This window comes from Actinomyces oricola, from assembly GCF_004104015.1.
Lineage (GTDB): Bacteria > Actinomycetota > Actinomycetes > Actinomycetales > Actinomycetaceae > Actinomyces > Actinomyces oricola.
The window spans coordinates 12766-37606 of sequence record NZ_RYFV01000001.1 but is presented as its reverse complement, the minus strand read 5'-3'; the positions used below and the strand labels follow the sequence as shown (position 1 = coordinate 37606).

General features: G+C 67.6%; 20 protein-coding genes. 10 read left to right on the top strand and 10 right to left on the bottom strand.

The window, feature by feature from the left end; all coding sequences use genetic code 11:
* The first annotated feature begins 48 nt into the window (after positions 1-48).
* On the top strand, positions 49-1965 hold the full coding sequence (locus EUC46_RS00160) for a chloride channel protein (protein ID WP_241655297.1): 1917 nt from the start codon (positions 49-51) through the stop codon (positions 1963-1965).
* Between the two features lie 92 nt (positions 1966-2057).
* Here EUC46_RS00160 and EUC46_RS00155 read toward each other — a convergent pair whose 3' ends face one another.
* Positions 2058-2579: a hypothetical protein gene (locus tag EUC46_RS00155; RefSeq protein ID WP_128772185.1), complete on the bottom strand. Its 522-nt coding sequence runs from the start codon at positions 2577-2579 to the stop codon at positions 2058-2060.
* A 119-nt stretch (positions 2580-2698) separates the two neighbouring features.
* On the opposite strand from EUC46_RS00155, the gene EUC46_RS00150 reads away from it, so the two are divergent.
* Complete coding sequence (locus tag EUC46_RS00150; RefSeq protein WP_128772184.1) at positions 2699-4240, top strand: leucyl aminopeptidase; 1542 nt, start codon at positions 2699-2701, stop codon at positions 4238-4240.
* A gap of 98 nt (positions 4241-4338) precedes the next feature.
* Here EUC46_RS00150 and EUC46_RS00145 read toward each other — a convergent pair whose 3' ends face one another.
* Together EUC46_RS00145 and EUC46_RS00140 are read right to left on the bottom strand one after the other, a co-directional pair.
* Positions 4339-5391, bottom strand: coding sequence for a GNAT family N-acetyltransferase (locus EUC46_RS00145; RefSeq protein ID WP_128772183.1), 1053 nt, complete (start codon positions 5389-5391; stop codon positions 4339-4341).
* Between the two features lie 143 nt (positions 5392-5534).
* Positions 5535-7745: a DNA gyrase/topoisomerase IV subunit B gene (locus EUC46_RS00140; RefSeq protein ID WP_128772182.1), complete on the bottom strand. Its 2211-nt coding sequence runs from the start codon at positions 7743-7745 to the stop codon at positions 5535-5537.
* Positions 7746-7908: 163 nt separating this feature from the next.
* Here EUC46_RS00140 and EUC46_RS00135 point away from each other — a divergent pair, with 163 nt between their 5' ends.
* The 3 genes from EUC46_RS00135 to EUC46_RS00125 all read left to right on the top strand — a co-directional run bounded on the left by EUC46_RS00135 (position 7909) and on the right by EUC46_RS00125 (position 9308).
* On the top strand, positions 7909-8163 hold the full coding sequence (locus EUC46_RS00135; RefSeq protein ID WP_128772181.1) for a DUF7455 domain-containing protein: 255 nt from the start codon (positions 7909-7911) through the stop codon (positions 8161-8163).
* Between the two features lie 120 nt (positions 8164-8283).
* Positions 8284-8763: a type III secretion system chaperone family protein gene (locus EUC46_RS00130; RefSeq protein ID WP_128772180.1), complete on the top strand. Its 480-nt coding sequence runs from the start codon at positions 8284-8286 to the stop codon at positions 8761-8763.
* An 11-nt stretch (positions 8764-8774) separates the two neighbouring features.
* Positions 8775-9308 (top strand): type III secretion system chaperone family protein, encoded by a 534-nt coding sequence (locus tag EUC46_RS00125; protein WP_128772179.1) that lies wholly within the window; start codon positions 8775-8777, stop codon positions 9306-9308.
* On the opposite strand, the gene EUC46_RS00120 is transcribed toward EUC46_RS00125, so the two are convergent.
* Positions 9305-10825 carry a xylulokinase gene (locus EUC46_RS00120; RefSeq protein ID WP_128772178.1) on the bottom strand — a complete coding sequence of 507 codons (1521 nt, stop codon included), beginning with the start codon at positions 10823-10825 and terminating at the stop codon, positions 9305-9307. The two genes, EUC46_RS00125 and EUC46_RS00120, sit on opposite strands and share 4 nt — an antisense overlap.
* 161 nt (positions 10826-10986) lie before the next feature.
* A complete protein-coding gene (locus tag EUC46_RS00115) occupies positions 10987-11271 on the bottom strand; it encodes an HAD family hydrolase (protein WP_241655296.1) in 285 nt (94 codons plus the stop codon).
* Between the two features lie 158 nt (positions 11272-11429).
* Between EUC46_RS00115 and EUC46_RS00110 the strand changes: the two genes are divergently transcribed.
* Together EUC46_RS00110 and EUC46_RS00100 are read left to right on the top strand one after the other, a co-directional pair.
* Positions 11430-12494 carry an IS630 family transposase gene (locus EUC46_RS00110; RefSeq protein WP_128772176.1) on the top strand — a complete coding sequence of 355 codons (1065 nt, stop codon included), beginning with the start codon at positions 11430-11432 and terminating at the stop codon, positions 12492-12494.
* A 721-nt stretch (positions 12495-13215) separates the two neighbouring features.
* Positions 13216-13668: a rhodanese-like domain-containing protein gene (locus EUC46_RS00100; protein WP_206645840.1), complete on the top strand. Its 453-nt coding sequence runs from the start codon at positions 13216-13218 to the stop codon at positions 13666-13668.
* Here the strand turns inward: EUC46_RS00100 and EUC46_RS00095 are convergent.
* Positions 13663-13875 (bottom strand): arginase family protein, encoded by a 213-nt coding sequence (locus EUC46_RS00095; protein ID WP_241655295.1) that lies wholly within the window; start codon positions 13873-13875, stop codon positions 13663-13665. The genes EUC46_RS00100 and EUC46_RS00095 overlap by 6 nt on opposite strands.
* Here EUC46_RS00095 and EUC46_RS12805 point away from each other — a divergent pair, their 5' ends adjacent.
* On the top strand, positions 13876-14028 hold the full coding sequence (locus EUC46_RS12805; RefSeq protein WP_241655294.1) for a hypothetical protein: 153 nt from the start codon (positions 13876-13878) through the stop codon (positions 14026-14028).
* 29 nt (positions 14029-14057) lie between these two features.
* Here EUC46_RS12805 and EUC46_RS12800 read toward each other — a convergent pair whose 3' ends face one another.
* Positions 14058-15731, bottom strand: coding sequence for an RNA polymerase sigma factor (locus EUC46_RS12800; RefSeq protein ID WP_128772400.1), 1674 nt, complete (start codon positions 15729-15731; stop codon positions 14058-14060).
* A 154-nt stretch (positions 15732-15885) separates the two neighbouring features.
* Between EUC46_RS12800 and EUC46_RS00085 the strand changes: the two genes are divergently transcribed.
* Both EUC46_RS00085 and pknB read left to right on the top strand, forming a co-directional pair.
* A complete protein-coding gene (locus tag EUC46_RS00085; protein WP_128772174.1) occupies positions 15886-17031 on the top strand; it encodes a polyprenyl synthetase family protein in 1146 nt (381 codons plus the stop codon).
* An 82-nt stretch (positions 17032-17113) separates the two neighbouring features.
* Positions 17114-19108 carry a Stk1 family PASTA domain-containing Ser/Thr kinase gene (gene pknB, locus EUC46_RS00080; RefSeq protein ID WP_128772173.1) on the top strand — a complete coding sequence of 665 codons (1995 nt, stop codon included), beginning with the start codon at positions 17114-17116 and terminating at the stop codon, positions 19106-19108.
* Between the two features lie 64 nt (positions 19109-19172).
* Here the strand turns inward: pknB and EUC46_RS00075 are convergent, their stop codons facing one another.
* From EUC46_RS00075 to EUC46_RS00065, 3 genes are all read right to left on the bottom strand, one after another.
* Positions 19173-20537: a class II 3-deoxy-7-phosphoheptulonate synthase gene (locus EUC46_RS00075; protein ID WP_128772172.1), complete on the bottom strand. Its 1365-nt coding sequence runs from the start codon at positions 20535-20537 to the stop codon at positions 19173-19175.
* A gap of 86 nt (positions 20538-20623) precedes the next feature.
* Entirely contained in the window at positions 20624-22516 is a 1893-nt protein-coding gene (locus EUC46_RS00070) for a hypothetical protein (protein WP_128772171.1), read from the bottom strand.
* A gap of 918 nt (positions 22517-23434) precedes the next feature.
* A complete protein-coding gene (locus tag EUC46_RS00065) occupies positions 23435-24664 on the bottom strand; it encodes a pyrophosphate--fructose-6-phosphate 1-phosphotransferase (protein ID WP_128772170.1) in 1230 nt (409 codons plus the stop codon).
* Positions 24665-24841 lie beyond the last annotated feature (177 nt).

Genomic DNA, 24841 nt, shown 5'->3' with positions numbered 1-24841 from the left:
CACAGGCGGGTTGACGACATGGGGATCACTGCGCCTCGACCGCGGCGGATGATGCGCTTGTTGCGCTTCCACCGCTCGGGGATGCTGCTCCTGGCCGCCTCGGCGGGAGCGGTCTCGGGTGCGGGTGCGGTCCTCTTCCGCCTGGGCATTGACTCGTGGACCTCGCTGCTGACCGGCGCCCAGGACTACACCGCCGCCCTGGGCCCCTCCCGGGGGATTCTGTCCTGGGCGGGGCGCTGGTTCGTGCTGCTCGCCCCGGTGCTCTCGGGCCTGGCGGTGGGGCCGCTCATGACCCGGCTGGGGGCCACCTCGACGGGCCATGGGGTGGGCGGCGCCATCTGGGCGACGCGCCGCGGCGACGGCGCCATGAGTCCTCGTCCCGCCGTGGCCACCACCGTGGCCGCAGCGCTGACCATTGGGGGCGGAGGGTCAGTGGGGCCCGAAGGGCCGATCGCTGAATTGGGGGCCTCGACGGCCTCCGTGTTCGGCCGACACCTGGGGCTGCCGGCCCGTTCAGTGCGGATCCTGGCGGCCGGGGGCACGGCGGCCGGGATCGCCGCGGCCTTTAACGCGCCGCTGGCGGGCGCCTTCTTCGCCATGGAGGTCATCCTCCTGGACTTCACCGCCGACGCCTTCGCCTTCGTGGTGGTCTCCTGCGTGTCGGCCACTGTGGTCTCCCACCACCTGCTGGGCACCACCTTGTCCGTGACGCTGCCGCCGCTGGGTCTTGGCTCCGACGCGCAGCTGGGGTGGGTGGCCGTGCTGGGGGTGCTTGGCGGCGCCGTTGGCGTGGGTTTCTCCCGGTGCCGTTTCCTGGCGGCCGACGCCGCGGCGCGGGTGTGGACGCGGGGGCGCGTGCCGGCCTGGTGCCGTCCGGCCGTGGGCGGCGTGCTGGTGGGCGCCATGCTCATGGTGGTGCCGCAGACCTATGGGGAATCCACCGCGGTGCTCGGACGCATTCTGGACGGCCGTTACCCGGTGCTGGTGCTGCTGGCTCTCGTGGTGGCCAAGACGGTGGCGACCGCCACGACCCTGGCCGTGGGTTTCGCCGGCGGCGTCTTCGCCCCCTCGCTCTTCGTCGGCGGTGCCCTGGGGGCGGCGTTCGGGGCCCTGGCGGCCCCCGGCCACCCCGAGGCGGCTGCGGTCTATGGCGTGCTCGGCATGGGGGCGGTGTTCGCCGGCGCCGCCAGGGCCCCAATGACGGGGGTGGTGCTCATTATTGAGATGACCGGCCAGTACGACCTGCTCGTGCCCGTCATGTTGGCGGTGGTCTTGGCGACTCTGGTCAGCCGCTTCCTCACCCGGACGACGATCTACACCGAGGAGCTGCGTCGGCGCGGGGAGGACATTGACGACCCGTTGCGCGCCTCTTTAGTGGGGCCGGCGACGGCACTGACCCTCATGAAGGATCCTCCTGGGATCCTTTATGAGGACATGGACCTGCGTGAGGCCGCCGAGGCATTGCGTTCCAGCGGATCCAGCGTGCTGCCGGTGGTGCGCCGGGGCAGCCGGGGCAGCCGGGGCAGCCGGGGCAATGATGGCGCACGGGCCGGAGCCGCCGTCGATGCAGCGGGTGAGGGCGCCGCAGGCCCGGGGCCGCGGGTTCTCGGCGAGCTCCTGGGGAGCGCGAGTGCGGTGAGCGTCGCTGAGGCCCGCCTGGCCCCCTCGTCCGCCCGGCGCCTGGCTGACGTGCCCTTGACCGACACGTGGGTGGCGGCCGGCGAGGGCGCCGCCGGGGTGCTGGAGGTTCTGTCGACCACCCACGCCGTGGGCCTGCCCGTGGTAACCCTGGGCCCCGGGGGCGTGCGGCTACTGGTGGGCTGGGTGGATGAAAACGATATGGTGCGCCGCCTTTACCGCCACCAGCGGGCCGCCGCTGAGGCTTCGCGCACCAGGACGTCGCTGGGGGCGCAGGTGCAGGCGGCCTGGCGCCGGCGGGGCCGGGCCGCTCATCGACCCCGGTAGGCGGGCCCTGGCGGCTCCTCCCCCGCCCCTGCCCCGACGGCCTCTTGCGGCTGCCTTCTCTCACGGCCGCACTGCCGGATTCCCGGGGCCTCCTAGTCCTTCTCGCCCTCCCCGTGCTCTTCATGCCCCCGAACGCGCTCGCTGAGGGACCCGGAGAGTTCGCTCATGCGCTCGGCATTGACCACTATGCGCCGCGGGTCGCTCAGCCACATCCACACCGCGGCAACTACGGGCAGCACCAGGGGCAGGAAGCCGTGGGCGCGCCCGGCGTCGGCCCAAATGGAGGCGCTGAGCAGCGGCGCGGTGCCGGTGAGGGTGAGCACACCGACAATGAGGGCGCCGGTGAGCAGGGAGGTCAGCGACATCCACCCGATCATTCGCATTCTGCGCCCATTGTGGGCCACGCACACGGCCAGGAGCAGGTAGAGCAGGCCCGCGGCAATGTTGAAGGAGCCGACCACTGGAGCCGCGGTGGGGTAGCGCACCATGGTGACGAGAGCGGGTCCGAGTACGACGATGCCGAAGATCCCGAACAGGGGGACCAGGAGCCGACCCCACCCGTAGGCGGGCCGACGATGGTCTTCCACAGAGCGGACCGGGGGTCGGTTGTCCATGACCGGAAAGGCACCTCTCCTCACAGCGCGGTGGGCTACCCCGGCAACAGTGCGCGCAAGCCACTGGCCGGCGAGGACGCACCTAAGCGGAGTTGGCCCTGACGTTACCATTGAGTCTTATGACCACTATTGAGATGACTTCCCAAGAACCGGGACTCCTCGATGTTGAGGTCCTGGTCCTGGCCGCCTTCCGCACCGGCCCCGACGGGTCCACACCCACTGTCCTCACCGAGGGAGTGCACTGCCCCGGCTTGGATCTGGAGGCCCTGGCCGCCCTGCTGCCCACCGTCGGCTTTGACGCCGCATTGGACGAGGTGGTGCGTCTTCCCGCGGCGGTTCTCCCATCTGGGCCACGGGCGGGGACTGTGCTGGTGGTGGGAACGGGCGACCAGATGGCGCGCGCCCGCGCCACTGCGGACAATGATGTCGCCGCGCTGGGGGCAACGATCCCCGGGGTGCTGCGCCGGGCGGCGGGCCGGGCGGCCCGAGCCCTGGCGGGCACCGGATCGGCGGCCTTCCTGCTGCCCGCCGGCGATCCGCAGGACCTTGAGGCGGTGGCGCAGGGCGTCATGTTGGGCGCCTACTCCTGGTCCGCTCGCCGCCCGGCCCCGACGGCGCCGCTGGGCCGCGCCGTGATTGTGGCCGGGTGTGAGGCGCAGGAGGCCGGGCGGACGGCGCTGGAGGGCGCCCGCGTGCTGGGTGAGGCCACTGCCCTGGTGCGGGACCTGGTCAACGAGCCGCCGAACCGGCTTCCACCGGCGACGTTCGCCGAGCAGGCGCTTGCTCAGGCGCGCCGGGCGGGCCTGGACGCCGAGGTGCTTGATGAGCGGGCTCTATCCGCGCAGGGCTTCGGCGGAATCCTCGGGGTCGGGCAGGGGTCGGCGCATCCGCCGCGCCTGGTGCGCCTGGAGTGGGCCCCGCCCGGGGCCGCCCGTCATGTGGCGATGATCGGCAAGGGCATCACCTTCGACTCCGGCGGCCTATCCCTCAAGCCGCCGGCTTCCATGCCGGAGATGAAGTCGGACATGGCCGGGGCGGCGACCGTCCTGGGGGCGGTGCTCGCCGCCGCCCGCCTGAACTTGCCGGTGCGGGTGACGGCCTGGCTGGCCATGGCCGAGAACATGCCCGGCGGGGGCGCGCAGCGGCCCAGCGACATTGTCACCATGTACGACGGCACCACGGTGGAGATCACGAACACCGATGCCGAGGGCCGCCTGGTCATGGCCGATGCCTTGGCGCGCGCCGTCCAGGAGGGGCCCGACGCCGTCGTGGACGTGGCCACGCTGACCGGCGCCCAGATTGTGGCCCTGGGTGAGCGGGTCGCCGGCGTTATGGGCACTCCGGCCCTGCGCGACGCCGTGGTCCAGGCCGCCGTGGCCGCCGGGGAGTCCTTCTGGGCCATGCCCCTGCCCGAGGACCTGCGTCAGGGACTGGACTCCCCCTACGCCCACCGGCGCAATGCCGCCACGGGCAAGTCCATCGGCGGGATGCTCAGCGCCGGGCTGTTCTTACGCGAGTTCGTGGGCTCCACGCCGTGGGCGCACTTGGACATCGCCGGCCCCTCCTACAATGACGGCTCGCCGTGGGGGCTGACGCCGACCGGCGGCACCGGCGCCGGTGTGGCCACGCTCGTGGAGCTGCTGCGCCGCCAGGGGGCTTAGGGTCGCCGGGGGCTTGAGCCGGAGTCGCGCCCGTGCCGCCTCCCCCGCTGGGCCCGCGCCCGGGGCGGCGGGCCCGCCCGGGCACCGTTCTTCGCGGCTTAAACATCCAGGCCGTACAGGACGGTGCCCCGGGTGGGCTGGTAGCCGAGGCGCTCATAGAGCTCGGCGCCATCGGGGCTGTCGGAGTCGGTGCCGGCCGCGGCGTAGTCCATGCCGTCGGCGGCGTAGGCGCGCATGGCCGCGGTCAGCAGCGCGGAACCAATGGAGCGACTGCGGTAGTCGGCGAGGATGCCGAGCATGTCGGTGTAGCCCTCCCGCCAGCCCAGGGCCTTCCAGTCCTGCTCGTAGCGGCCTGATCGCAGGTAACCGGCCACGCGAGGGCGATCCCCGGAGTGATCCATGGCGACAAAGCTCCACTCCGGGACGAAGTAGGTGCGCCCGGCCGCCCACTCCTCCTGGCTCAGCGGATAGGAGCCCCAGGCCCCGCCAATGGCCTGGTTGTGGGCGCGCAGCACGGCCTCGTCGAGTTCAGGGGACCAGGGCACAATGCGCAAAAAGCCGTCAATATCTATCTCGGGGATCTCCTGGGTCAGGGGTCGGCGCAGTTCCCGGTGCCAGCGCCTGGGCTCGAAGTGCAGGTCGGCCAGGTGCCGCATCATCCGCTCGTCGTCCTCCAGGACGGTGGTGACAATGTGACCCGGCACCTTGTCGCCGCGGGCGGTGGAGGCCTGGCCGGCCCGCTCGGCGCCCACCAGGTGGCGGGCGCGCTCCGTCTGCCAGTGCAGCAGGGCCACACCAATCCCGCGTTGACGCCAGGCCGGATCCACGACACCGGTCATGGAGGCGAAGATCTCTGAGGCGGGGCGCACGCGCACCAGCCCGAAGGCCCTCATGATGCCCTCGTGGTCGCGCCCGGCCACGCCCGAGTAGGTGGGGTCCAGGAAGTACTCGGCGGTCTCCTCCTCGCTGGTGCGGTAGGGGGGGTCGTCGATCTCCTCGGAGCGGGCGATGAGCGCGGCGAGTTCACGGTTGTCCGCCGGGCCCAGTGGGCGCCAGGTCAGGAGCCGGGACAGGGCCGACCGAGGGCCGGGGCGGAGCATTGACCAGGCGGTGGCGGCGCCGCGCTGGGGTTCTCCGTACACAGGAGCCATAGGCACCTCCTTATTCAGGGTGAGGGAATTCTTATAGGGAGGGCTTGTCCTCGACGCTACCGCACAGCAGTGCCCAGAACAAAGCAGAACGATGACGGCGTACGGGCCCGCGCCGCCAATGCGCCCCGCCGCCCGGGAGGCGTTCACGCATCAATGCGCTCACGGTCCACCTGGGCGGCGCCGGCGATAATGAAGTCGCGGCGCGGTTCCACCGCCGAACCCATAAGGAGCTCGAAGACGCTCTCGGCCTCCAGGAGTTCAGCCTCGTCCCCCAGGGTAATGCGCCGCAGAGTGCGATGCTCGGGCTCCATAGTGGTTTCGGCCAGCTGGTGGGCGTCCATCTCGCCCAGGCCCTTGTAGCGCTGGGGCTCTTTAAAGCTGCGTCCCCGCTTCTCCAGGCGCCGCAGGGTGGCGACCAGCTCGTCGTCGGAATAGGTGTAGATGACCTCCTTCTTGCGCCGCCCGGAGGCGGCCACCTCAATACGGTGCAGTGGGGGGACCGCGGCGAAAACGCGCCCGGCCTCAATCATGGGCCGCATGTAGCGGAAGAAGAGTGTGAGCAGCAGGGTGCGGATGTGGGCGCCATCGACGTCGGCGTCCGTCATGAGAATGACCTTGCCGTAGCGGGCCGAGCTCAGATCGAAGGTCCGCCCGGAGCCGGCTCCCACCACTTGGATAATCGCGGAGCACTCGACATTGCGCAGCATGTCCGCCTGGGATGCCTTCTGAACGTTGAGGATCTTTCCGCGGATGGGCAGCAGGGCCTGGAACTCGGAATTGCGGGCGTTCTTAGCGGTGCCCAGCGCCGAGTCGCCCTCGACAATGAACAGCTCGGAGGCGGCCACGTCGTCGGAGCGGCAGTCGGCGAGTTTAGCGGGCAGGGTGGAGGTCTCAAGGGCCGTCTTGCGGCGAGTGATCTCCTTGTGCATGCGGGCGGAGACGCGCGCCCGCATTTCCCCGACGATCTTCTCCTGCAGGGCACGGGACTGAGTCTTGAGGTCCCGCTTGGTGGAGGTCAGCAGGGAGGTGAGCTCGGTGTCCACGACCTTGGCGACAATGGCGCGCACGGGTGCGGTGCCCAGGACCTCTTTGGTCTGGCCCTCGAACTGGGGCTCGGGCACGCGCACGGTGACCACGGCGGTCATGCCCGCCAGAATGTCGTCCTTCTCGATCCTGCCGTCCTTGGCGGTGACCTTGAGGGCCCGGGCGTTGGACTCGATCTGCTTGCGCAACACCTTGGTGACGGCCTGCTCGAATCCGGCCAGGTGGGTGCCGCCCATGGGGGTGGCAATAATGTTGACGAAGGAGCGCTCGACGGTGTCGTAGCCAATGCCCCAGCGCAGGGCGATGTCCACAGTGCAGGTGCGCGCCACCTCCACCGGGCGCAGGTGGCCGCTGCTCTTGTCCAGCTGCTGGACGGTCTCGGTGTAGGTGCCCTGGCCGGTGAGGCGGAAGGTATCGGTCACTGAGCCGTCGGAGGCCAGGAAGTCCACGAAGTCAGCGGTGCCGCCCTTGGCGTAGAAGACCTCGGCGCCCACAGGGGAGGGCTCGGGGGCCCCTGCCGCGTTCTTGGCAGCCGCGCGCAGGGCGGCGCCCCGCCCGGCGTCAGTTGCGGCAGTGCTCTCGGCACCTTCGGCGTCATCGGCGGGGCGCTGGTCCTCCAGGCTCAGGGTCAGTCCGGGGACCAGGAAGCTGGTCTGGCGCAGACGGGCGCGCAGGGCCGCCGCGTCGTACTCGGTGGGCCGGGGGAAGATCTGGGGATCAGCCCAGTAGCGCACCCGGGTACCGGTCACCGAGCGCTTGACCTTGCCAATGACACGCAGTTCGGAAGAGTCGGTGAACTCGGTGAAGGGGGAGTCGGGGCTACGGCCGGCGGAGTCGTCGAAGACGCCGGGCTCGCCACGGCGGAAACTCATGGTGTAGGTCTTGCCCGCCCGGTCGACCTCAACATCCATGCGGGCCGCCAGGGCGTTGACCACCGAGGCGCCCACGCCGTGCAGGCCGCCGGCCGCCCCGTAGGAGCCGCCGCCGAACTTCCCGCCGGCGTGAAGCTTGGTGTAGACGAGCTCAACACCGGTCAACCCGCTCGATGGCTCGACATCCACCGGCACACCGCGCCCGTTGTCGCACACCTCAATGGAGCCGTCGGTGTGGACGGTGACGGTGATGTGATCCCCGTAGCCCTCAAGGGCCTCATCCACGGCGTTGTCAACGATCTCCCACACGCAGTGCATGAGTCCGCGCTGGTCGGTGGAGCCAATGTACATGCCGGGACGCTTGCGCACGGCCTCAAGCCCCTCCAGGACGGAGAGGTGGCGGGCGGAGTAGGCGCCGGGAGCGGGGTTAGAGGGCACGGCGAAAAACTAGCGGATACGGCTCGAACGCGTGTTCTGGCACGCCGTTGGAGCCCCCGCGGCCCTCATTCCCCGATGCGCCCTAGGCGAACCGGCGTGCGCCCGGGGCGGAATAGGGTGCCGCCGGGTTCATCTGCGGACGGCGTCGTGATCGAATCGAGGCATGCGCACCATGAGCACCCTTCCTCAAACGGCGGCCCCGGCCAACCTGTCCGCGCCCGCTGCGCTCTCCTCCTCCGAACGCCCCCTGACGACGGCGGACCGCTGCGATGTCTGCGAAGCCCAGGCATTTGTGCGCGTTGTCCTGGCCAGTGGCGAACTGTTCTTCTGCGCCCATCACGCCCGTGAGCACGGCCAAAGACTCAAGGACGCCGCCCTGCTGTACCAGGATGAGACGGCGCGCCTCATGGCCGACTGACACGCTTTCACACTTTCGGGGCGGCGCCCAGGGCGCCGCCGCTCATTCCGCGTGTCACAGGCACCGCCTACGATAGGGAGCATCCATCAGTGGACTCCAGCACCAGTGAAAGGTAGACGGATGCCCCTGTTCTTCCCGCCCGGGCGCGACCCTGAGGCTCCGCACCAACTCGCGAGCGACCCTCGGGTGCCCACGCCGATTAACCAGGAGCGCCTGGCCGCCCTGTTCAAGGCCGAGGGCTGGCTCTACTTCATTGACTCCGAGGGCGATCTCGGCGGCCAATGGAGCGACGCCACCTTCTACTTCTTCTTCTCCGGTGAGCACAAGGAGACCCTGGCCGTCCGCTCGCAGTACCCGGGCACGGTGGACTCCGCCTACGTGGAGACCGTCCGCAATGCGCTGGAGGCCTCCCACCGGCAGCGCCCCTGGCCCATGGCCTGGTACCGGATCGACGACGACGGCCGCCTCCGCATCCACACTTTGTTCGCCGTGTGCTGCGAGTACGGCGCCACCGACGCGCAGTTCCTCCAGCATGTGCGCACCGCCATCTCCGCAAGCCTGTCTTTCTTCGAGTCCGTCAATAAGGCCCTTGGGCGCTGAAGGAGACGATTATGTCCTGGTTCTCCCGCAAAACAGACCCCGCATCGACGCCCAGTGCTGCCTGGTCGCAATGGGCCGCGGCCGAGCCCCAGCGCACCGAGCCGCTGAGCGTCGAGCGGCTGGAGCGCATTTTCGAGCACAAGTCCTGGTATTACCGCCTCGATGAGGACGGTGACCTCACCGGCCGCTGGGACAACGAGATTTTCACCTTCATGCTGCGCGGCCCGGACAGGGACATTCTCAACATCATGGGCTATATGTGCGAGGACATCCCTATGAGCCGCTTGGAGGAGGCGCGGTTCGCGCTCGAGGAATGGCATCACTCGCATCTGTGGCCAACATGCTTCTGGAGGGAGAACGAGGATGCCGGGCTGACGTTCTCCGTGGGGGCGTCGGTGGCCGTCGACTGGGAGCACGGCGTGACGGATGATCAGCTCGCTCAGCAGATCGACTGCGCCCTGTCGACCTGCATGCAGGCATTCGACGATATGCGCGCCCGCCTGGGGCTCCCGACAGGAATCACCGAGGACGACGGCACCGCCTAATCCTTGATCTCCTGAGCCGCCACTACTGCGGCCACGGCGTCGTAGGCGGCGCGCACCCGCGGCTGCGGATCCGCCCGCAGGTGCGCACCGCCCGACAGCTCCCACACCGGGGGCGCCTCGCCGCCGGCCAGGACCCAGGCGGCCTGCCGGGCGGCGCCATTGGCGACGTACTCCCCCGGCTCGGGCGCATCGACGGGAACGCCCCACACCGCCGGGGCCAGGGCCCGCACGGCCGCCGACCGCCCGCCGCCGCCCACCAGGGAGACGCCGTCGATCTCAACACCCTGGGCGCGCACGGCGTCAATGCAGGCCCCCATGAGGCACAGCAGCCCTTCCACGGCGGCGCGCGCGTAGTTCTCCGGCGTGAGCGACCCCAGAGTCATACCGGCGAGCACGCCGGTGGCCCCGGGCAGGTTCGGGGTGCGCTCACCCTCGAGGTAGGGCACGTGGATCAGGCCGCCGGCCCCGGGTTCGGCCGCGAGTGCCAGGGCGTCAAGTTCGTCGTAGTCCACTCCCAGCACCGTCTTGGCCGCATCGAGGACCCGCGCCCCGTTGAGAGTGCAGGCCAGCGGCAGGTAGGCGCCGGTGGCGTCGGCGAATCCGGTGACCAGCCCGGAGGCGTCGTGGGTGGGCGTGGCCGACACTGCGGCCACGACCCCGCTGGTGCCCAAGGACACGCTCGTCTGCCCGGGGCGCAGGCCCAGCCCCAGGGCGGCCCCGGCGTTGTCGCCGCAGCCGGGCCCCAGGACGAGGTGGGACAGGTCGCGCCCCTCCACATCCGCGCCCCCGCGGGCGGCCGCCTCCTGGAGGCCGGCCACGCGGGGCAGGATGATTCCGGCGGCCTCCTCCTGGCTGCGGCGCAAGGCCAGGGCCAGGAGATCCCGCCGGTAGGCGTTGGCCACGGAGTCGAAGTAGCCGGTGCCCGAGGCGTCGGAGCGGTCGGTGACCAGTGCGGTAAGACTAGTGGCCCCCGATAGGCGCCAGGTGAGCCAGTCGTGGGGCAGGCAGACGGCGGCTATGCGGGAGGCGGCCTCGGGCTCGTGGTCCGCCAGCCACCGCAGTTTCGCAACGGTCAGGGACGCCACCGGCACCGAGCCAACGGCCTCGGCCCAGGCCGCCCGGCCCGCCGCCGGCGGGTCGGTGCCGGGCGCGCTCGATTCCTCACCGGCGGCCCGGCCGGTGCTCTGGGCGGCGGCTCCGAGCTCGCCGATGAGTTCACGGGCGGCCTCGGCGCTGCGGGTGTCATTCCACAGCAGGGCCGGGCGGATGACTCGGCCCTTCGCGTCGAGAACGACCATGCCGTGTTGTTGACCGCCCACGGACAGGGCGGAGACGTCGTCGAGTCCGCCGACGGCGTCAATGGCCTCATTGAGCGCAGTCCACCAATGCTCGGGGTGAACCTCGGTGCCCTCGGGGTGTGCTGCTCGGGCCTGGCGGATGAGCGCGCCGGTGTCGGCGTCGCGGATAACGATCTTGCAGGACTGCGTCGAGGAGTCGACGCCGGCTACGAGGGTCACGGGTTCTCTCCTTCCTGTCGCCCCTGTCGGCACCTCAGCCAATGAGGTGCTGGACCGCCTCGCGGTATTCCCTCCACGCGGCGCCACTATGAGCCGAGCCCGGATACTCGACCGCCTTGCCCCCGCACCCCTCTGCGTCCAGCCGATCGCGCACCGTCTCATTAACGATGCGCCCGCACGTATTGGGGCAAGTCCCACGTGCGAACATCCACGACCCTCATTCCGGCGGCATGCGCAGCAGCTATTCCGCCCTCGGTGTCCTCGAAGACCAGGCACCGATCTGTTTCAACCGCCATGCGCTCGGCCGCCAGCAGGAACGCATCGGGAAACGGTTTGGGCCGTAATCCATCATCCGCAGTGATGATCACCGAGAATAGTGGAGCGATTCCCGCGCCCTCGAGCGTCGCATGAACAGTTCTCGCATCGCCATTAGACGCGACCGCCATATGGCTCGCGTCCCCGAAGCCTTCAGCGATGGAACTGACAGGATCGAACGGCGCCAGCGTCCGCGCCTCCTCGAGAAAATATGGCCGAAATGAAACAAAACCGTATTCTGTGGTTTAGTAGTCTGGAAATCATGTGCCACCCCCTGTAGAATACCTGCATGCAAGTGGATGTGACGCAGAAGGAACACGATGTTCTTTTGAGGTGGAAGAAGCGCAGTGACACTCTTGTTCTAGTGAGGCTGAAGGCGGAGGCGGTTCTTTATGCTTCGCACGGCGTTGACGTGGACATCATCGCGAAGATGGTTGACCGCACCGGAAGAACCGTGCGGGAGTGGCTGGCGGAATGGCGGCGGACCAGGCTGCATTCGGTGGTGACCGGTCATGCCGGCAATGAGAACGCCGCGAAACTCACCCGCGTCCAAAAGGAACAGCTCAAGGAAGTCCTGAGCCTGCCACCATCGCAGTCCGGCATCAGGGCTGACTTCTGGGACGTACCCGCCCTACGCGATGTGGTGAAGGCGAGGTTCGGTGTGGAGTATGAGTCGGACTCCTCCTACCAGTTGCTCCTGCGCTTCCTGGGGATGAGCTTCAAGCTGCCCGACCCCTTCGACAAGCGCCGCGATGAGAAGGCCATCACCGAGCGGATGGCGCAGATCCGCCAGGAAGTCGCTGATCTCATGGCCGGCGGCTGGGAGGTCTACACCGTCGACGAGGTCCGTGTCGAGCATGAGGCCGAGACTCGCCGCATGTGGCTGCCCAAGGGCAAGCGCACCAGGATCTACGTCGACCGGAACCGTTCTTCATGCTCGTTCTTCGGTGCCCTGAGCCTGACCACCAAGAAGATGCGCATCTACCCCATTGAGGGCAGCCAGAACACCGAGCAGATTATCCTGGCTATGAGCCGCCTGGCACGCGAAATAGACAACACCAAGATAGCCGTCGTTTTGGATAACGCCAGATTCCACCACGCCAAAGCCCTCACCAGCCTGTACGAGCCCGGTGAAGCATTAGAGAGAATCACGCCGATCTATCTCCCGCCATACGCGCCGGACCACAATCCCACCGAGCATGTCTGGAACACGGCCAAAGGAAGCATCGCCAATATCCAGCGCGACACCCCCGAACAAACATACGACGCGTTCCTTGACTACGTCACCAGCCGCACCTTCGACTACGACTTCGAACACCTACCAACAACACCCCTCGACAACGATCTTGTTTAAGGCCGGCCATATCTTAATTCCACGGCCCTTATCGCCGATGCGTCGAGCGCCGTTCCATGCAACTTCCCCATATCGTCAACGAGCTGTACCGCCGTTAAACCGGTCCTTTCGCGATACCAGGACGTCGGCATGTGCAAGCCGACCGTATTAAACGCCTGTCGCCATGACCGCTCGTGGGCGTCGTGCGTCTGAACGAGCGTACCATCGAGATCGAAAATCAGCGCCCGAGCCCGCGCTAACTCCTGGCGAACTGTATCCGGCAAATTCAGCATCATAACACCGGCTCCGGTATCTTCCTGCCCCGAGTTCCTGTCATGCGGAACCATGCCGCGATAACCGTTCCGCACGTCAACATTGCGAGGACCCTCATAGTTCTTGCAAATAAAAATTGCCCGACTAATCCCGGAGAAGTCGGCGATGCCGAGAAATTTGTTGCCGACATGCTACGAGGCCCCATTGTCCCGCGTCAAGTTGTTGGCAGGGTTTTCCGGGTTTCAAATATGGGTGCTGCCGGGGCGGCCCGCCCGGGGCGGGCCTGCGGGCGCCCCCTGGCGAGGACCCCCGGCGTGACATGACCTGGCCGGGGTCATGGGGTCATGGGCTCATGGTCGGCGGGGTCTTCTCGCCGCCACGCACGGAGCACCTGGGCCGACCGGGCGCACCTGCGGCATAGGCTGTCTCAGGTCAGCTTGACCCGATTCGAGTCTTCCGAGGAGCCCCAGTGGTCGCTATCCATCCTTCCCGCCGTTCCCTGGTCGCCATGGTCGGCGGGGGCCTGCTTCTTGCGGGCTGCTCCAGCTCCCCCTCCTCCCAGGACACTGGAACCAGGGCCTCCAGCACCCCGCACGGTCCTGCCGCCACGCCGAGTAATCCTGGTAATCCCGCCGCTTCGGATGGCACCGCCTCCGCCACCATTATTGATGTGCGCACGCCCGGCGAGTACGACGAGGGTCATCTGGAGGGTGCGGTCAATATCGACTTCAGCGCCTCGGACTTCACCGAGCAGATCAGCGCCCTGGACCCCGCGGCCACCTACCAGGTCTATTGCCGCTCGGGGAACCGCTCCGCCCAGGCCGTTGCAGCCATGCAGGCGGCCGGGTTCACCAATGTCTCTGACCTTGGCGGCATCCAGGACGCCTCTCAGACCACTGGTCTGAAGATCGTCAGTTCATAGCAGCGGCAGTCCGTGCAGCAGGTCGGTGAGGGCGATGACTTGCCGGGGGATGTACTCGGCGATCGTGAGTCCGACGACGTCGGCGGCCCGCCCCAGGTCCCGCAGCAGCCGGTTGGTCTGGGCCAGGCTGAGCCCGCCAGTGTCCTTCCCCAGCCCCAGAACGACCTCGTCGGCATCGACGGTGTCCACATCCAGGTGGATGGCCACGTGGCTGCAACCGGTTTGGGCCAGCCACTGGAGCAGGGGCCCACTGGAGTCGCGCAGCTCCTGGGGGCTGAAGGCGGTCAGCCCCTGGGCGCGGATCTTCGGGTGCGGCGCCGCGCCCTCCCCGTGGGAGTGGCGCGGCGCCGCCGCGTTTGAGTCGTTGCGAATGACAGTCCAGGTGAATGTCAGTCCAGGTAGTCGCGCAGGACCTGGCTGCGCGAGGGGTGGCGCAGCTTGGACATGGTCTTGGACTCGATCTGGCGAATGCGCTCGCGCGTCACCCCATAGACCTTCCCGATCTCGTCAAGGGTCTTGGGCTGGCCATCGGTCAGGCCGAAGCGCATGGACACCACGCCGGCCTCCCGCTCCGAGAGCGTGTCGAGCACGGCGTGCAGCTGTTCCTGAAGCAGGGTGAAGCTGACGGCGTCGGCGGGAACCACGGCCTCCGAGTCCTCAATGAGGTCACCGAACTCGGAGTCCCCGTCCTCACCCAGGGGGGTGTGAAGGCTAATGGGCTCACGCCCGTACTTCTGGACCTCAACAACCTTCTCCGGGGTCATGTCCAGCTCGACGGCCAGCTCCTCGGGAGTGGGCTCGCGGCCCAGGTCCTGAAGCATCTGGCGCTGGACGCGGGCCAGCTTATTAATGACCTCAACCATGTGCACCGGGATGCGGATGGTGCGGGCCTGGTCGGCCATGGCGCGGGTAATGGCCTGGCGAATCCACCAGGTGGCGTAGGTGGAGAACTTGTACCCCTTGGTGTAGTCGAACTTCTCCACCGCGCGAATGAGGCCCAGGTTGCCCTCCTGAATGAGGTCCAGGAAGAGCATGCCGCGGCCGGTGTAGCGCTTAGCCAGGGAGACCACGAGCCGCAGGTTGGCCTCCAGCAGGTGGTTCTTGGCACGCTGGCCGTCCCGAGCGATCCAGTGCAGGTCCCGGCGGCGCTTGGCGGGCATCTCGTTGCCCTCTGTCGACAACAGGTGCTCAGCGTACAGGCCCGCCTCAATGCGCTTGGCGAGCTCGACCTCCTGGGCGGCGTTGAGCAGGGCCACCTTGCCGATCTGCTTGAGGTAGTCCTTAACCGGGTCGGCGGTGGCGCCGGCGGTGACGACCTTCTGGGCGGGCTCGTCGGCCTCATCGGAGTCCGAGACCGTGAAAGAACCGTCTTTGCGCTGGCCCGAGCCCTTCGAGCGCCGACCGGATTTGCGGGAGGCTGCGCGTTCAGCCTCCTCCCGCTGCATGCGCTCCAGTTCACCGGTCAGGGCGGCAATGGAGGGCTTCATCTTAATGCCCTTAATGATCCAGCCGCGGAAAACGAAGCCGTTCTGGGCCAGGAACTCGCGGGCCACCATGGGGCCCGAGTCGCCTACGGTGAAGCGCGGCACGGGGCCGTGGCCGTAGGCGGCCAGGGTGATGGGCTCCTCCAGGGTGCCATTGCCGGCCAGCTCAAGATCCTTGACCACGGTGTGGGAGCGCACGAACAGCGTGGCGCCGGGGGCTAAGCGGATGCCCTTGAGGGCCTGCGGGGTGTTGAAGGGGCGGCGCTTGGTGCCGTCGCCGTTGACCTCCAGGGCCACGTCGAGGTAGTAGTCGCGCAGCTCGGGGGCGGGCTCCTCCTCGGCGTCCTCCTTCTCGTCGTCAGAATCCTCCTCTTCCTCTTCCTCGTCGTCCTCCTCGTCATCGGAGTCCTCATCATCGGTCTCGTCGTCGGAATCCTCGTCGTCGGGGTCATCCTCGTCGTAGTCGTCCTCGGGGTCCGAGGGCTCCTCGTCCTCACCGATGTCGTCGAGGTCGAAGTCCTCATCGGTCTCGTCGACGTCGGCTCGCGTGCGCGTAGCGGTGGCAGTGGAAGAAGCCACGGAGTTCCTTTCGTCTGAGAGGACATGCTCGGGTGGGGACAGGCCGGGCAGGGAGATGGCGGCCTGCGCCGACACAGCAGGCAACCGTGGAATTGTAGCCTGTATTCCCGTACCCTGCTCCGCCGTCTTCTCCACGGGCCGCTACGCTGGATTCATGAACGAGTTGCGGGTCACCGTGGACACAGTCCGCAGGAGCGTCGACGCGCGCCTGTCGGCGATCGTTGCCGAGCGCCGCGAGCAGTGGAGTGATCTTGCCCCCTCACGTGAACTGCTCCAGACCGCCTCGGACCTGCTCACCGGCGGCAAGCGCATGCGCGCCGTCTTGGGCGCCGTCGCCCTGGCTTACCGGGCCGACGGCGAATCCCGCCTCCAGCTGCTCTCCTCGCCGGTGGCGGCGCACCTGGGCGCCGCCCTGGAGCTCTATCAGGCCAGTGCCCTGGTCCATGACGACGTCATTGACGCCGCCTTGACCCGTCGCGGCATCCCGACGGCGCACCACCGCCACTCACAACTGCACACCGAGCGCTCCTGGCGCGGGGACCCCCAAGCCTACGGCGTCAGCGCCGCCATTCTCCTGGGCGACCTTCTTCTGTCCGCAGCGGGTATGGAGATGGGGGCAGCCGCACGGGCCGCCGCCGTCAACGACGGCGCTCGCCTGGCCTCCCGGGACGCCTTTGACGCCATGACCCAGGAGGTGGCCCTGGGACAGTTCCTCGATGTGCGCTCCGAGGTGCTCCCCCTGCCCGGTCCCGACCAGGACCCCGTCAGCGCCGGGTCGGCCATGCTCGATGACGCCTTGGCCGTGGTGCGGCGCAAGGCGGCCCGCTACTCGGTGATGCACCCCCTGCTCATTGGCGCCCTCCTGGCGGGTGCCCGCCCGAATACCCCCCTCTACCAGGGCCTGGCGACCTTCGGGGAGGAGATCGGGATCGCCTTCCAACTGCGCGACGACGTCCTCGGGGTGTTTGGGGATCCGGCCCTGACCGGCAAGCCTGCTGGGGACGACCTGCGCGAGGGCAAGCGGACGGCGCTGTTGGCCATGACCTGGCGGCGGAGCAATGAGGCGGGCCGTGACCTGCTGCGTGAGGTGTTGGCCCGCCCGAAAGCGTCTGCTGAGGCGATTGCGCGGGTGGTGGCCCTCATTGAATCCTGCGGGGCTCGTGAGGCCCATGAGCAGGAGATCGTCAATCACACCCGCACGGGGTTGGGCTCCTTGACCCATCTGGGTGGGGAGGTGAGCGCCTCCACCTACAGGGATCTGACTGCCGTGGCTGAGATGCTCACCACACGTAACTCCTGAGTGCGGGCGGGTATTGGGGCGTTCTACCCCCCAGGCGCGGCGGGGGAAGACTGGAGGGCCGTGAGGGCCGTAGACTCCCCCCGTGATCAAGGATCCGCTCATCGGTCGTCTCGTGGACTCTCGGTATGAGGTCCTCGACCGTGTTGCCCGTGGAGGCATGGCGACCGTCTACCGGGCGCATGACCGGCGTCTGGACCGTGTGGTGGCGCTCAAGCTCATGCACCCCCACCTGGCGGACTCCCCTGATTTCGTTGCCCGCTTCCGCCGTGAGGCCCGTGCCGCCGCGCGCTTGTCCAACCCTGGAGTGGTCGCCGTCTACGACCAGGGCAGCATTGATGGCGTCGCCTACCTGGTCATGGAGCTTGTTGAGGGCCGCAATCTGCGCGACCTCATTGTCACCGAGTCCCTGTCGGTCGGTGACGCCCTGCGCCTGACCGCCCAGGTGCTGCGCCCCTTGGGGGCCGCGCACCGCGCCGGCATGGTCCACCGCGATGTCAAGCCTGAGAACGTGCTCCTGCCTGCTGACGGCTCAGTGGCCAAGGTGGCTGATTTCGGGTTGGCCCGCGCTGTCACGGAGGCTACCCAGACCACCACGGGCAATATTCTGGGGACGGTCGCCTACCTGTCCCCAGAGCTCTTGACCAAGGGCGAAACCACCCCCCGCGCCGACGTCTACGCCGTGGGCATCCTCTTCTATGAACTGCTCACCGGCGAGCAGCCCTTCACCGGCGATTCCCCTGTCGAGATCGCCGTCCACAATGTCCATAACGACGTCCCCGCCCCCTCTCGACTCATCCCCGACCTACCATCTGAGATCGACGACCTTGTCGCCGCCATGACCCAGCGCGACCCGGACAAGCGGCCGGCCGACGCCGATGCGGCACTCAATCTGCTGCGTGAGGCCCAGCGCCCCCTGAGCCGCAGCCAGCTGGCCGTGCGCCGAGACGGGAATGAGGCGTCAACGAGTGTCCTGGAGCCGGCGCCGAACCTCGTCTCCCCGGAGGAGGATGGCGAGCCGACCGATACGCTCGCCACGACTCCGAACGCCGGGATGCGGACCGTGTCGTTGCCCATTGGCGCCGTCGGGCCCAACGGCGGTGACGGGTCCGGCCGGCAGGCCCCGCGGTCTGCTGCCGATGACCAGCCGACGACCGCGCTGGCTCGCTCCCGGTCCATGCCCGCCGTGCCCCGTCGGGCACTGATCGGGGCGGGGATCCTGGCCCTGACCGCTGTCGGCGGCTCGGGCGTCTGGTACTTCCTGGCCGGTCCTGGGAACCGGGTGGAGGTCCCCCAGATCGAGGGGATGACCAGCGACGAGGCCCAAGCGGCCGTGAAGGCCGCGGATCTGGAGTGGGCGCCGCCCACCGAGGCCCACTCCGACACCATTGCGCCGGGCTCGGTGATCTCCGCCGACCCCGCCCCGGGCAGCCGGGTCGACCGGGGCGCCACGGTTACGGCTGTCATCTCGCTGGGCGTGGAGCAAAAGACCGTCCCCGACGTTGTGGGCTCCAAGGAGGACGACGCCCGTTTGAAGATCCAGCAGGCGGGTCTCAATGTTGGGGCCGTCACCCGCACCTACTCGGATTCCGTGGAGGCCGGCCTGGTGCTCTCCACGGATCCCAAGGCCGGGGAGGTTGTTAACCACTCCTCGGCGGTCGCCATGGTGGTCTCCAAGGGTCGTGAGCCGGCTACCGTCCCCAATGTCACGGGCAAAACCGAGGCGGAGGCCACCACCGCCCTGAAGGAGAAGGGCCTAGCAGTGGGTACCGTCACCGAGGAGTTCTCCGACACCGTGGCCTCCGGTACGGTGATCTCTCAGGATCCGGCGGCCAACGCCACCGGCTACTTCAAGGGCGACGCCGTCAACCTGGTGATCTCCAAGGGCCCGGAGACGGTGACCATCCCGGACGTGAGCTCCATGAACAAGGATGAGGCCAAGGCCGCCCTGGAGGCGCTGGGCCTGGTTGTCCAGGTCTCCAATGTCCTGGGCGGGCTCTTCGGTACCGTCCGCTCTACTGATCCGCCAGCGGGAACGAAGGTGAAGGTCGGCTCAACCGTCACCTTAACGGTGCTCTGAGCCGCGCCCCGACGCCGGTGGCCCGTGACTGCCCCGCAGTCCGGAGCCGGGGCATTGTGAGACTTCAGCTGCGGAGCATTTCGGCGACCTCGAAGGCCATCTCCAGGGACTGCTGGTGGTTCAGGCGCGGGTCCACGAGGGTCTCGTAGCGCTCAGCGAGCCCGGCCTCGTCAATATGCTCTCCGCCGCCCAGGCACTCGGTGACGTCGTCGCCGGTGAGCTCGACGTGGATGCCTCCGGGGACCGTGCCCAGGGCACGATGCACCTCGAAGAAGCCGCGCACTTCATCCATAATCTCCTCAAAGCGGCGGGTTTTAAAGCCATTGTCGGCGGTAATGGTATTGCCGTGCATGGGGTCGGTAATCCAGGTGACGGGGCGCCCGTCGGCCTGTACGGCCTCGACCAGTGGGGGAAGCAGCTGGCGGATGCGGCCCGCCCCCATGCGGGTGATTATGCACAGGCGCCCCGGGTCGCCGTCGGGGTTGAGGTGGTCAATGAGAGCAATGAGTTGAGCGGGAGTCGTCGTCGGACCGATCTTGACGCCCGCAGGGTTGTGCACGCCTTCCAGAAGAGCCACGTGGGCGTCCTCGGCGCCGCGGGTGCGCTCACCGACCCACAGCAGGTGCGCACTGGTGTCGTAGAGGCGCCCGGAGCGGGAGTCCTCACGAATCATGGCGTCCTCGTACTCCAGCAGCAGGGCCTCGTGAGCGGCGTAGAAGTCCACTTGGCGCAGGGCGTCGAAGTCCACCCCGGCCGCCTCCATGAAGCGCATGGCCCGGTCGATCTCCTCCGCCAGAGACTCGAAACGGCTGTAGGCGGGGTTGGCGGTGAAGCCGCGGTTCCAGGAGTGGACTTCACGCAGGTCGGCGTAACCACCCATGGTGAAGGCGCGAATGAGGTTGAGGGTCGTGCCTGAGCGCAGGTAGGCGTCGAGCATGCGGTGCGGGTCGGGGACGCGCGCCTGGAGGGTGAACTCGTGTCTATTGACCGAGTCGCCCCGATAGGAGGGCAGGGTCAGGCCGTCGCGGGTCTCGGTGTCGGCGCTGCGCGGTTTGGCGTATTGGCCGGCCATGCGCCCGATCTTGACCACGGGCGTGGAGGCGCCGTAGGTGAGGACGGCCGCCATCTGGAGGATGGTCTGGACCTTAAGGCGAATATTGAGGGCGGTATTGTCCGCGAAGGATTCGGCGCAGTCCCCGCCCATGAGGACGAAGGCCTCACCCTTGGAGGCCTTGGCCATGAGCTTGCGCAGGGAGTCCACCTCACCGGCGAAGACCAGTGGCGGTCGGGAGCGCAGATCGGCACTGACGGCCGCAAGCTCACCGGCATCGGGGTATGCGGGCTGTTGGGCGGCGGGCCGGGCCCGCCAGGCCGAAGCGCGGGCGGTCGCGTGCGGGGTTCCGAGCTCACTCATCACACCCGTCAGCATAGGTCACGGGCCCGCCACGACCCCAGGCCCGCCATATGACGGACCCGACTCACCGCCGGCGTGCCCGGGGGCGGGCCCGGTGGCCTTCAACAGAACACGGCGTAGGAGTTGAACTTATAAGCCTCAAAGGTGCCGTCCTCGTGAGGGTGCAAGAGGATCCACGCCTGGTATCCGTCTGATCCGGGGATGTCGTGGGAACTGCCCGTGGTGGCGCAAATAACATCACCGCCCTGCGTCTCGGAGGGAGGGTTTAAAATGATTTTCTTTCCCGAAGGGAAGTAGACGGTATTCGATTCTGACCAGGTGGGCGGCACGAACGCGCATTCCTCAACAGTCACGCCCGGGGCGAACACGAACTCGCGCACCGTCTCTCGAACAGCCGCCACGGTATGTATCTTATCGGACAGTGAGGCCATGGCCTCCGGTGTGGCGCTCTGTGAAGCAGTCGCGTCATCCCCAATACTGATCGCCGTGGCGAAGTCCTGCACGGCGGAAACCTCCGGCATGCGCACATCCCCCTGAGGGGTGTGGAACAAGACATCAGTGACCACGAAGTCCTGGCCATCCCAGACGAAGTCCCCATCCGCACTACCGGACTTGTAGCCGAAGTGGCTGGGCTCATCCCCGTACAGGCCAATACCGTCCCAGGTCAGGTGGAAGGACTCCCCGAAAGCGGTCAAAGAAGTAATATTAAAATCATCGATCCGCCCGCCAAGCGAGGCCTTTTGCCACAGCGGTTCGAGGACGGCGACAAGCTCCAGATCAGGGTTATAAACCATCACCGCATCATCGCTGTAGGGAGTCCCGTAAGCGCAGTTGATAATGACGACGGCCGCGGGTCGGCCGTTAAAGACCGTGGAGCTGACGTCCTTAATGAGCGTCGAGGCGTAGAGCGGAGGAGCGCCGGTGGCCGTCCCGTCTACAAAGGCGATTGTCGCCCGCCCCTGCCTGGAAGCCTCCCTGGGCGGTACTTCCAGGCCGCAGCGCTCGGGGACCTCCAAGGTGGCGTTCATGAGCTCGTCCTCGCCCGGGGCCACCTCCCGGTGCTGAGCAACAGCAGTGACCTCAGTAACCGAATCATCCACCGGTTGAGCAAGATCAGCCACACTCAACGAATCATTCGACCACAAATAAAGATACTGATCATCAGAGGTCCACGAATTCAAAGGAACATCAATCCGCCACGACTCCCGGCCATCATCAAGATCCCAGGCCACCACACCCGAAGGAGTCCCCATGACCAGGGCATCACCCACCAGCCAACGCGGACTGCCCCCATCAACGAACCCATTAATCTCCGCACTGCCCTCAACCAAATCAACCGACCACAGGACCCCGGTACCCTCAACGGCAGCCACCACAGCCCCATCGCACAGGACCCAAATATCGCGCTTCCCAGGCACCTCAATCCCCGCCACGCTCCGCGAGACCCGAGCCGGAACGCCCCACACCGAAGACCCCAATGCCAGGCCCTCCACCGCATTACCGGCCGCATCCACCACCGAACCACTGCCGCTAAGAGCATAAGGAACCTGCGCGCTAGCAGTTTCCGTCAACAGCGCACTCGTAAAACCCGGCTCGGGAGCGGCGCCCGCCCCCGCCGAAGCCGCATCCCCTCGCGGATGACCACTACCGGCATCAACAGCAACACCGTCACCGCAGTGCACAATGTCACCATCCACCCAGCAAGGATCAGTGCCCGACGGCAAAGGAATCGTCCATAAAGGATAACTACTCGAACCCGCTACATCGACCGCGCTGAGCAACTCCTGGTCGCCGGCGCGCATACGCATAATCGAGGTATCACCCGAACGCAGCACCGGAGCACTAGTAGCCTGAACCTGCTCACTGCCCGCCACCATGGAAAAGTCAACAATAGAAACCACGGTCGGCGGCCGCCGAAAATCACCCAGACCACCACGATTACCCGCCCACCAACCAACACCCACACCGGCGGCAATGACAAGCACAAAAGTCATCACAACAGCCAGCGCCCTGGGGCGCCGACGACGCGGCACACCCCCAGAAGCCGCACCAGCGGACGGCAATGGTGCCGGGGCGGGCGTGGGGGTGGAAGGAGCGGGCGCGGGGGTGGAGGGCGACACCGCAATATAGGGAGAACCAGTCACCGAACCGGCCGGCACGGCACCCGACCCGGGAGACACCGGCACTTGATCAGCAGCCGACACCGAACCAGGAGGAGCCGGTGCCGCTACCCCGTCAGCAGGAACCTGCGCCGCCTCATCAGCAACGCCGCCACTTGCGGTGGCGCGTAGAGGATCAACCACAGTGGCATCCTCAACGTCACCTTCATCGCCACTGCCCGCAGCCGGCCCGGGGCCATTATCTGGACTGCCGGCAGACGGTTCCGGACTGGCCGCAGCCGGTTCAGGACTGCCGGCAGACGCTTCAGAACCGACCGCAGCCGGTTCAGGACTGCCGGCAGACGCTTCAGGGCTGGCCGCAGCCGGTTCAGGACTGCCGGCAGATGGTTCAGGGCTGGCCGCAGTGGTATTCGCGGCAGTGTCCGGAGTGGACGGTGACGGCACCTGGTCCGCCGTCAGTACCGGACGATTTGATGACGACACCTCAGGGTCAGAGGCACTACCGTTGTCCGGCGCGGCAGACGACGGACTATTGGGCGATTCGGCAGACGGTTCAGGGGCACTCTCGGCGGGGCTGTGGCTCACGAGCCCATCCAAGCATTCCGATCGGGCGCGAATCGACCTTACACAAGGGTTACTTCCTGTCCTTTTGGGGCCGCTCGAGAATCGCCATTCACTCCAGCGCGCCGGTATTCGCGGCCCGTTAAAGCATGCCTTGGGGCCGATGGCGTGGCTTTCGCTGCGCCATCGGCCCCAGCAGGTGATGGGCCGTGCCGGTTTACCGGCTCGGTCTCAGTGCTCGGCGGGGGTGTCCGCCGGCTCGACGCTCTGGCCGATCTCGGTCATGAGAGCGGCGAACCAGGGCTGGGTGATGTCGAAGGGCTTGGCGCCGGCAATGCGCGGGAAGGCGATGGCGGTCAGCTCGTCGTTGTTCTCCTCGTCCTGGCCGATGACACCGGACTCGCCGCGCTGAGCGCACTCGACGGCCAGGTCGCACATCTGCTTAATGAGGTCGAGGTCCTCGGCATTGGCGGCCGCGGCGCGCGAGTAGTAGCCGGACTTCTGCACCATGACCTTCTCGGCGCCAATGAGCTCGGCGAACTGCTTGGCGAACCACTGGCCGGGGTTGATGGTGTCGAGCTTGACGTGGCCGAAGGGGTCGCGCTGAACCTCCTGGCCGGCCGCCTCCATCTCCGCAATGATCTCGGGGACGCCGGCGCCCTCGGACAGGAAGATGTTGACGTTGCCCTGCTCGTCCATAATGGCCTTAAGGCGCTCGGCCTCGGCGGCGATGTCCAGCTTGGCCTCCGGGACGAAGACGGCGTGGACGTCCCAGCGCTCCCTGGTCAGGCCCAGCGAGGGCGCCCACTGCTTAGTCTTGAGCAGTTCGTGGTAGCGGCGGGCGGTCTCGGCGGTGAGGTAGCCGCAGTTGCGGCCCATGCACTCGTGGACGATGAGCATGCGCGGGTTGGAGCGGTGCTCACCAATGACGTTGAAGGCGAAGCGGGCGCCCTCCTCCGCGGCGGTCCAGGCGCCCAGGGACTGGCGGATGGGGACGACGTCGTTGTCAATGGTCTTGGGCAGGCCCACAACGGTGAGCTCGTAGTTGTTCTCGTGGAGGTAGGCGGCCAGGTCGGCGGCGGTGGTGTTGGTGTCATCCCCGCCAATGGTGTGCAGGACGTCCACGCCGTCTTTGCGCAACTGCTCGGCGGCGAATTCCAGGGGGTTGACGCCCTCGGCGACGAGTCCGCGCTCCACCAGGTTCTTGGCGTTGGTGAGCTTGACGCGGGAGTTGCCGATCGGCGAGCCGCCGTAGGAGCGCAGAACGCCGGCGTTCTTGCGGGCCTCGGCGTCAATGACAATATAGTTTCCGGTCAGCAGGCCGTGGTAGCCGTACTGGTAGGCGATGATCTCGACGTCGGGAGCGACCTCGGTGTAGCGCTCGATGAGGTCGCCGACGGCGGCGGACAGGCAAGGGGCGAAACCGCCCGCGGTGAGAAGGGCGACGCGACGGATCGACATCGGGAACCTTTCAGGTTGTGGACTCGCGGGGCGTGGGCCCCAGCCGGAATTGTGCGGCGCGCGCCGCATTGGGCGTCAGTCTACGTGCCATCGCTCGCCGCGGGCAGGGACTGGGGGATCGTTTTCAGACGGCCGGGGGCGGGGGCGCGCTTCGCCGCGCGCATGAGCGCTCAAGTC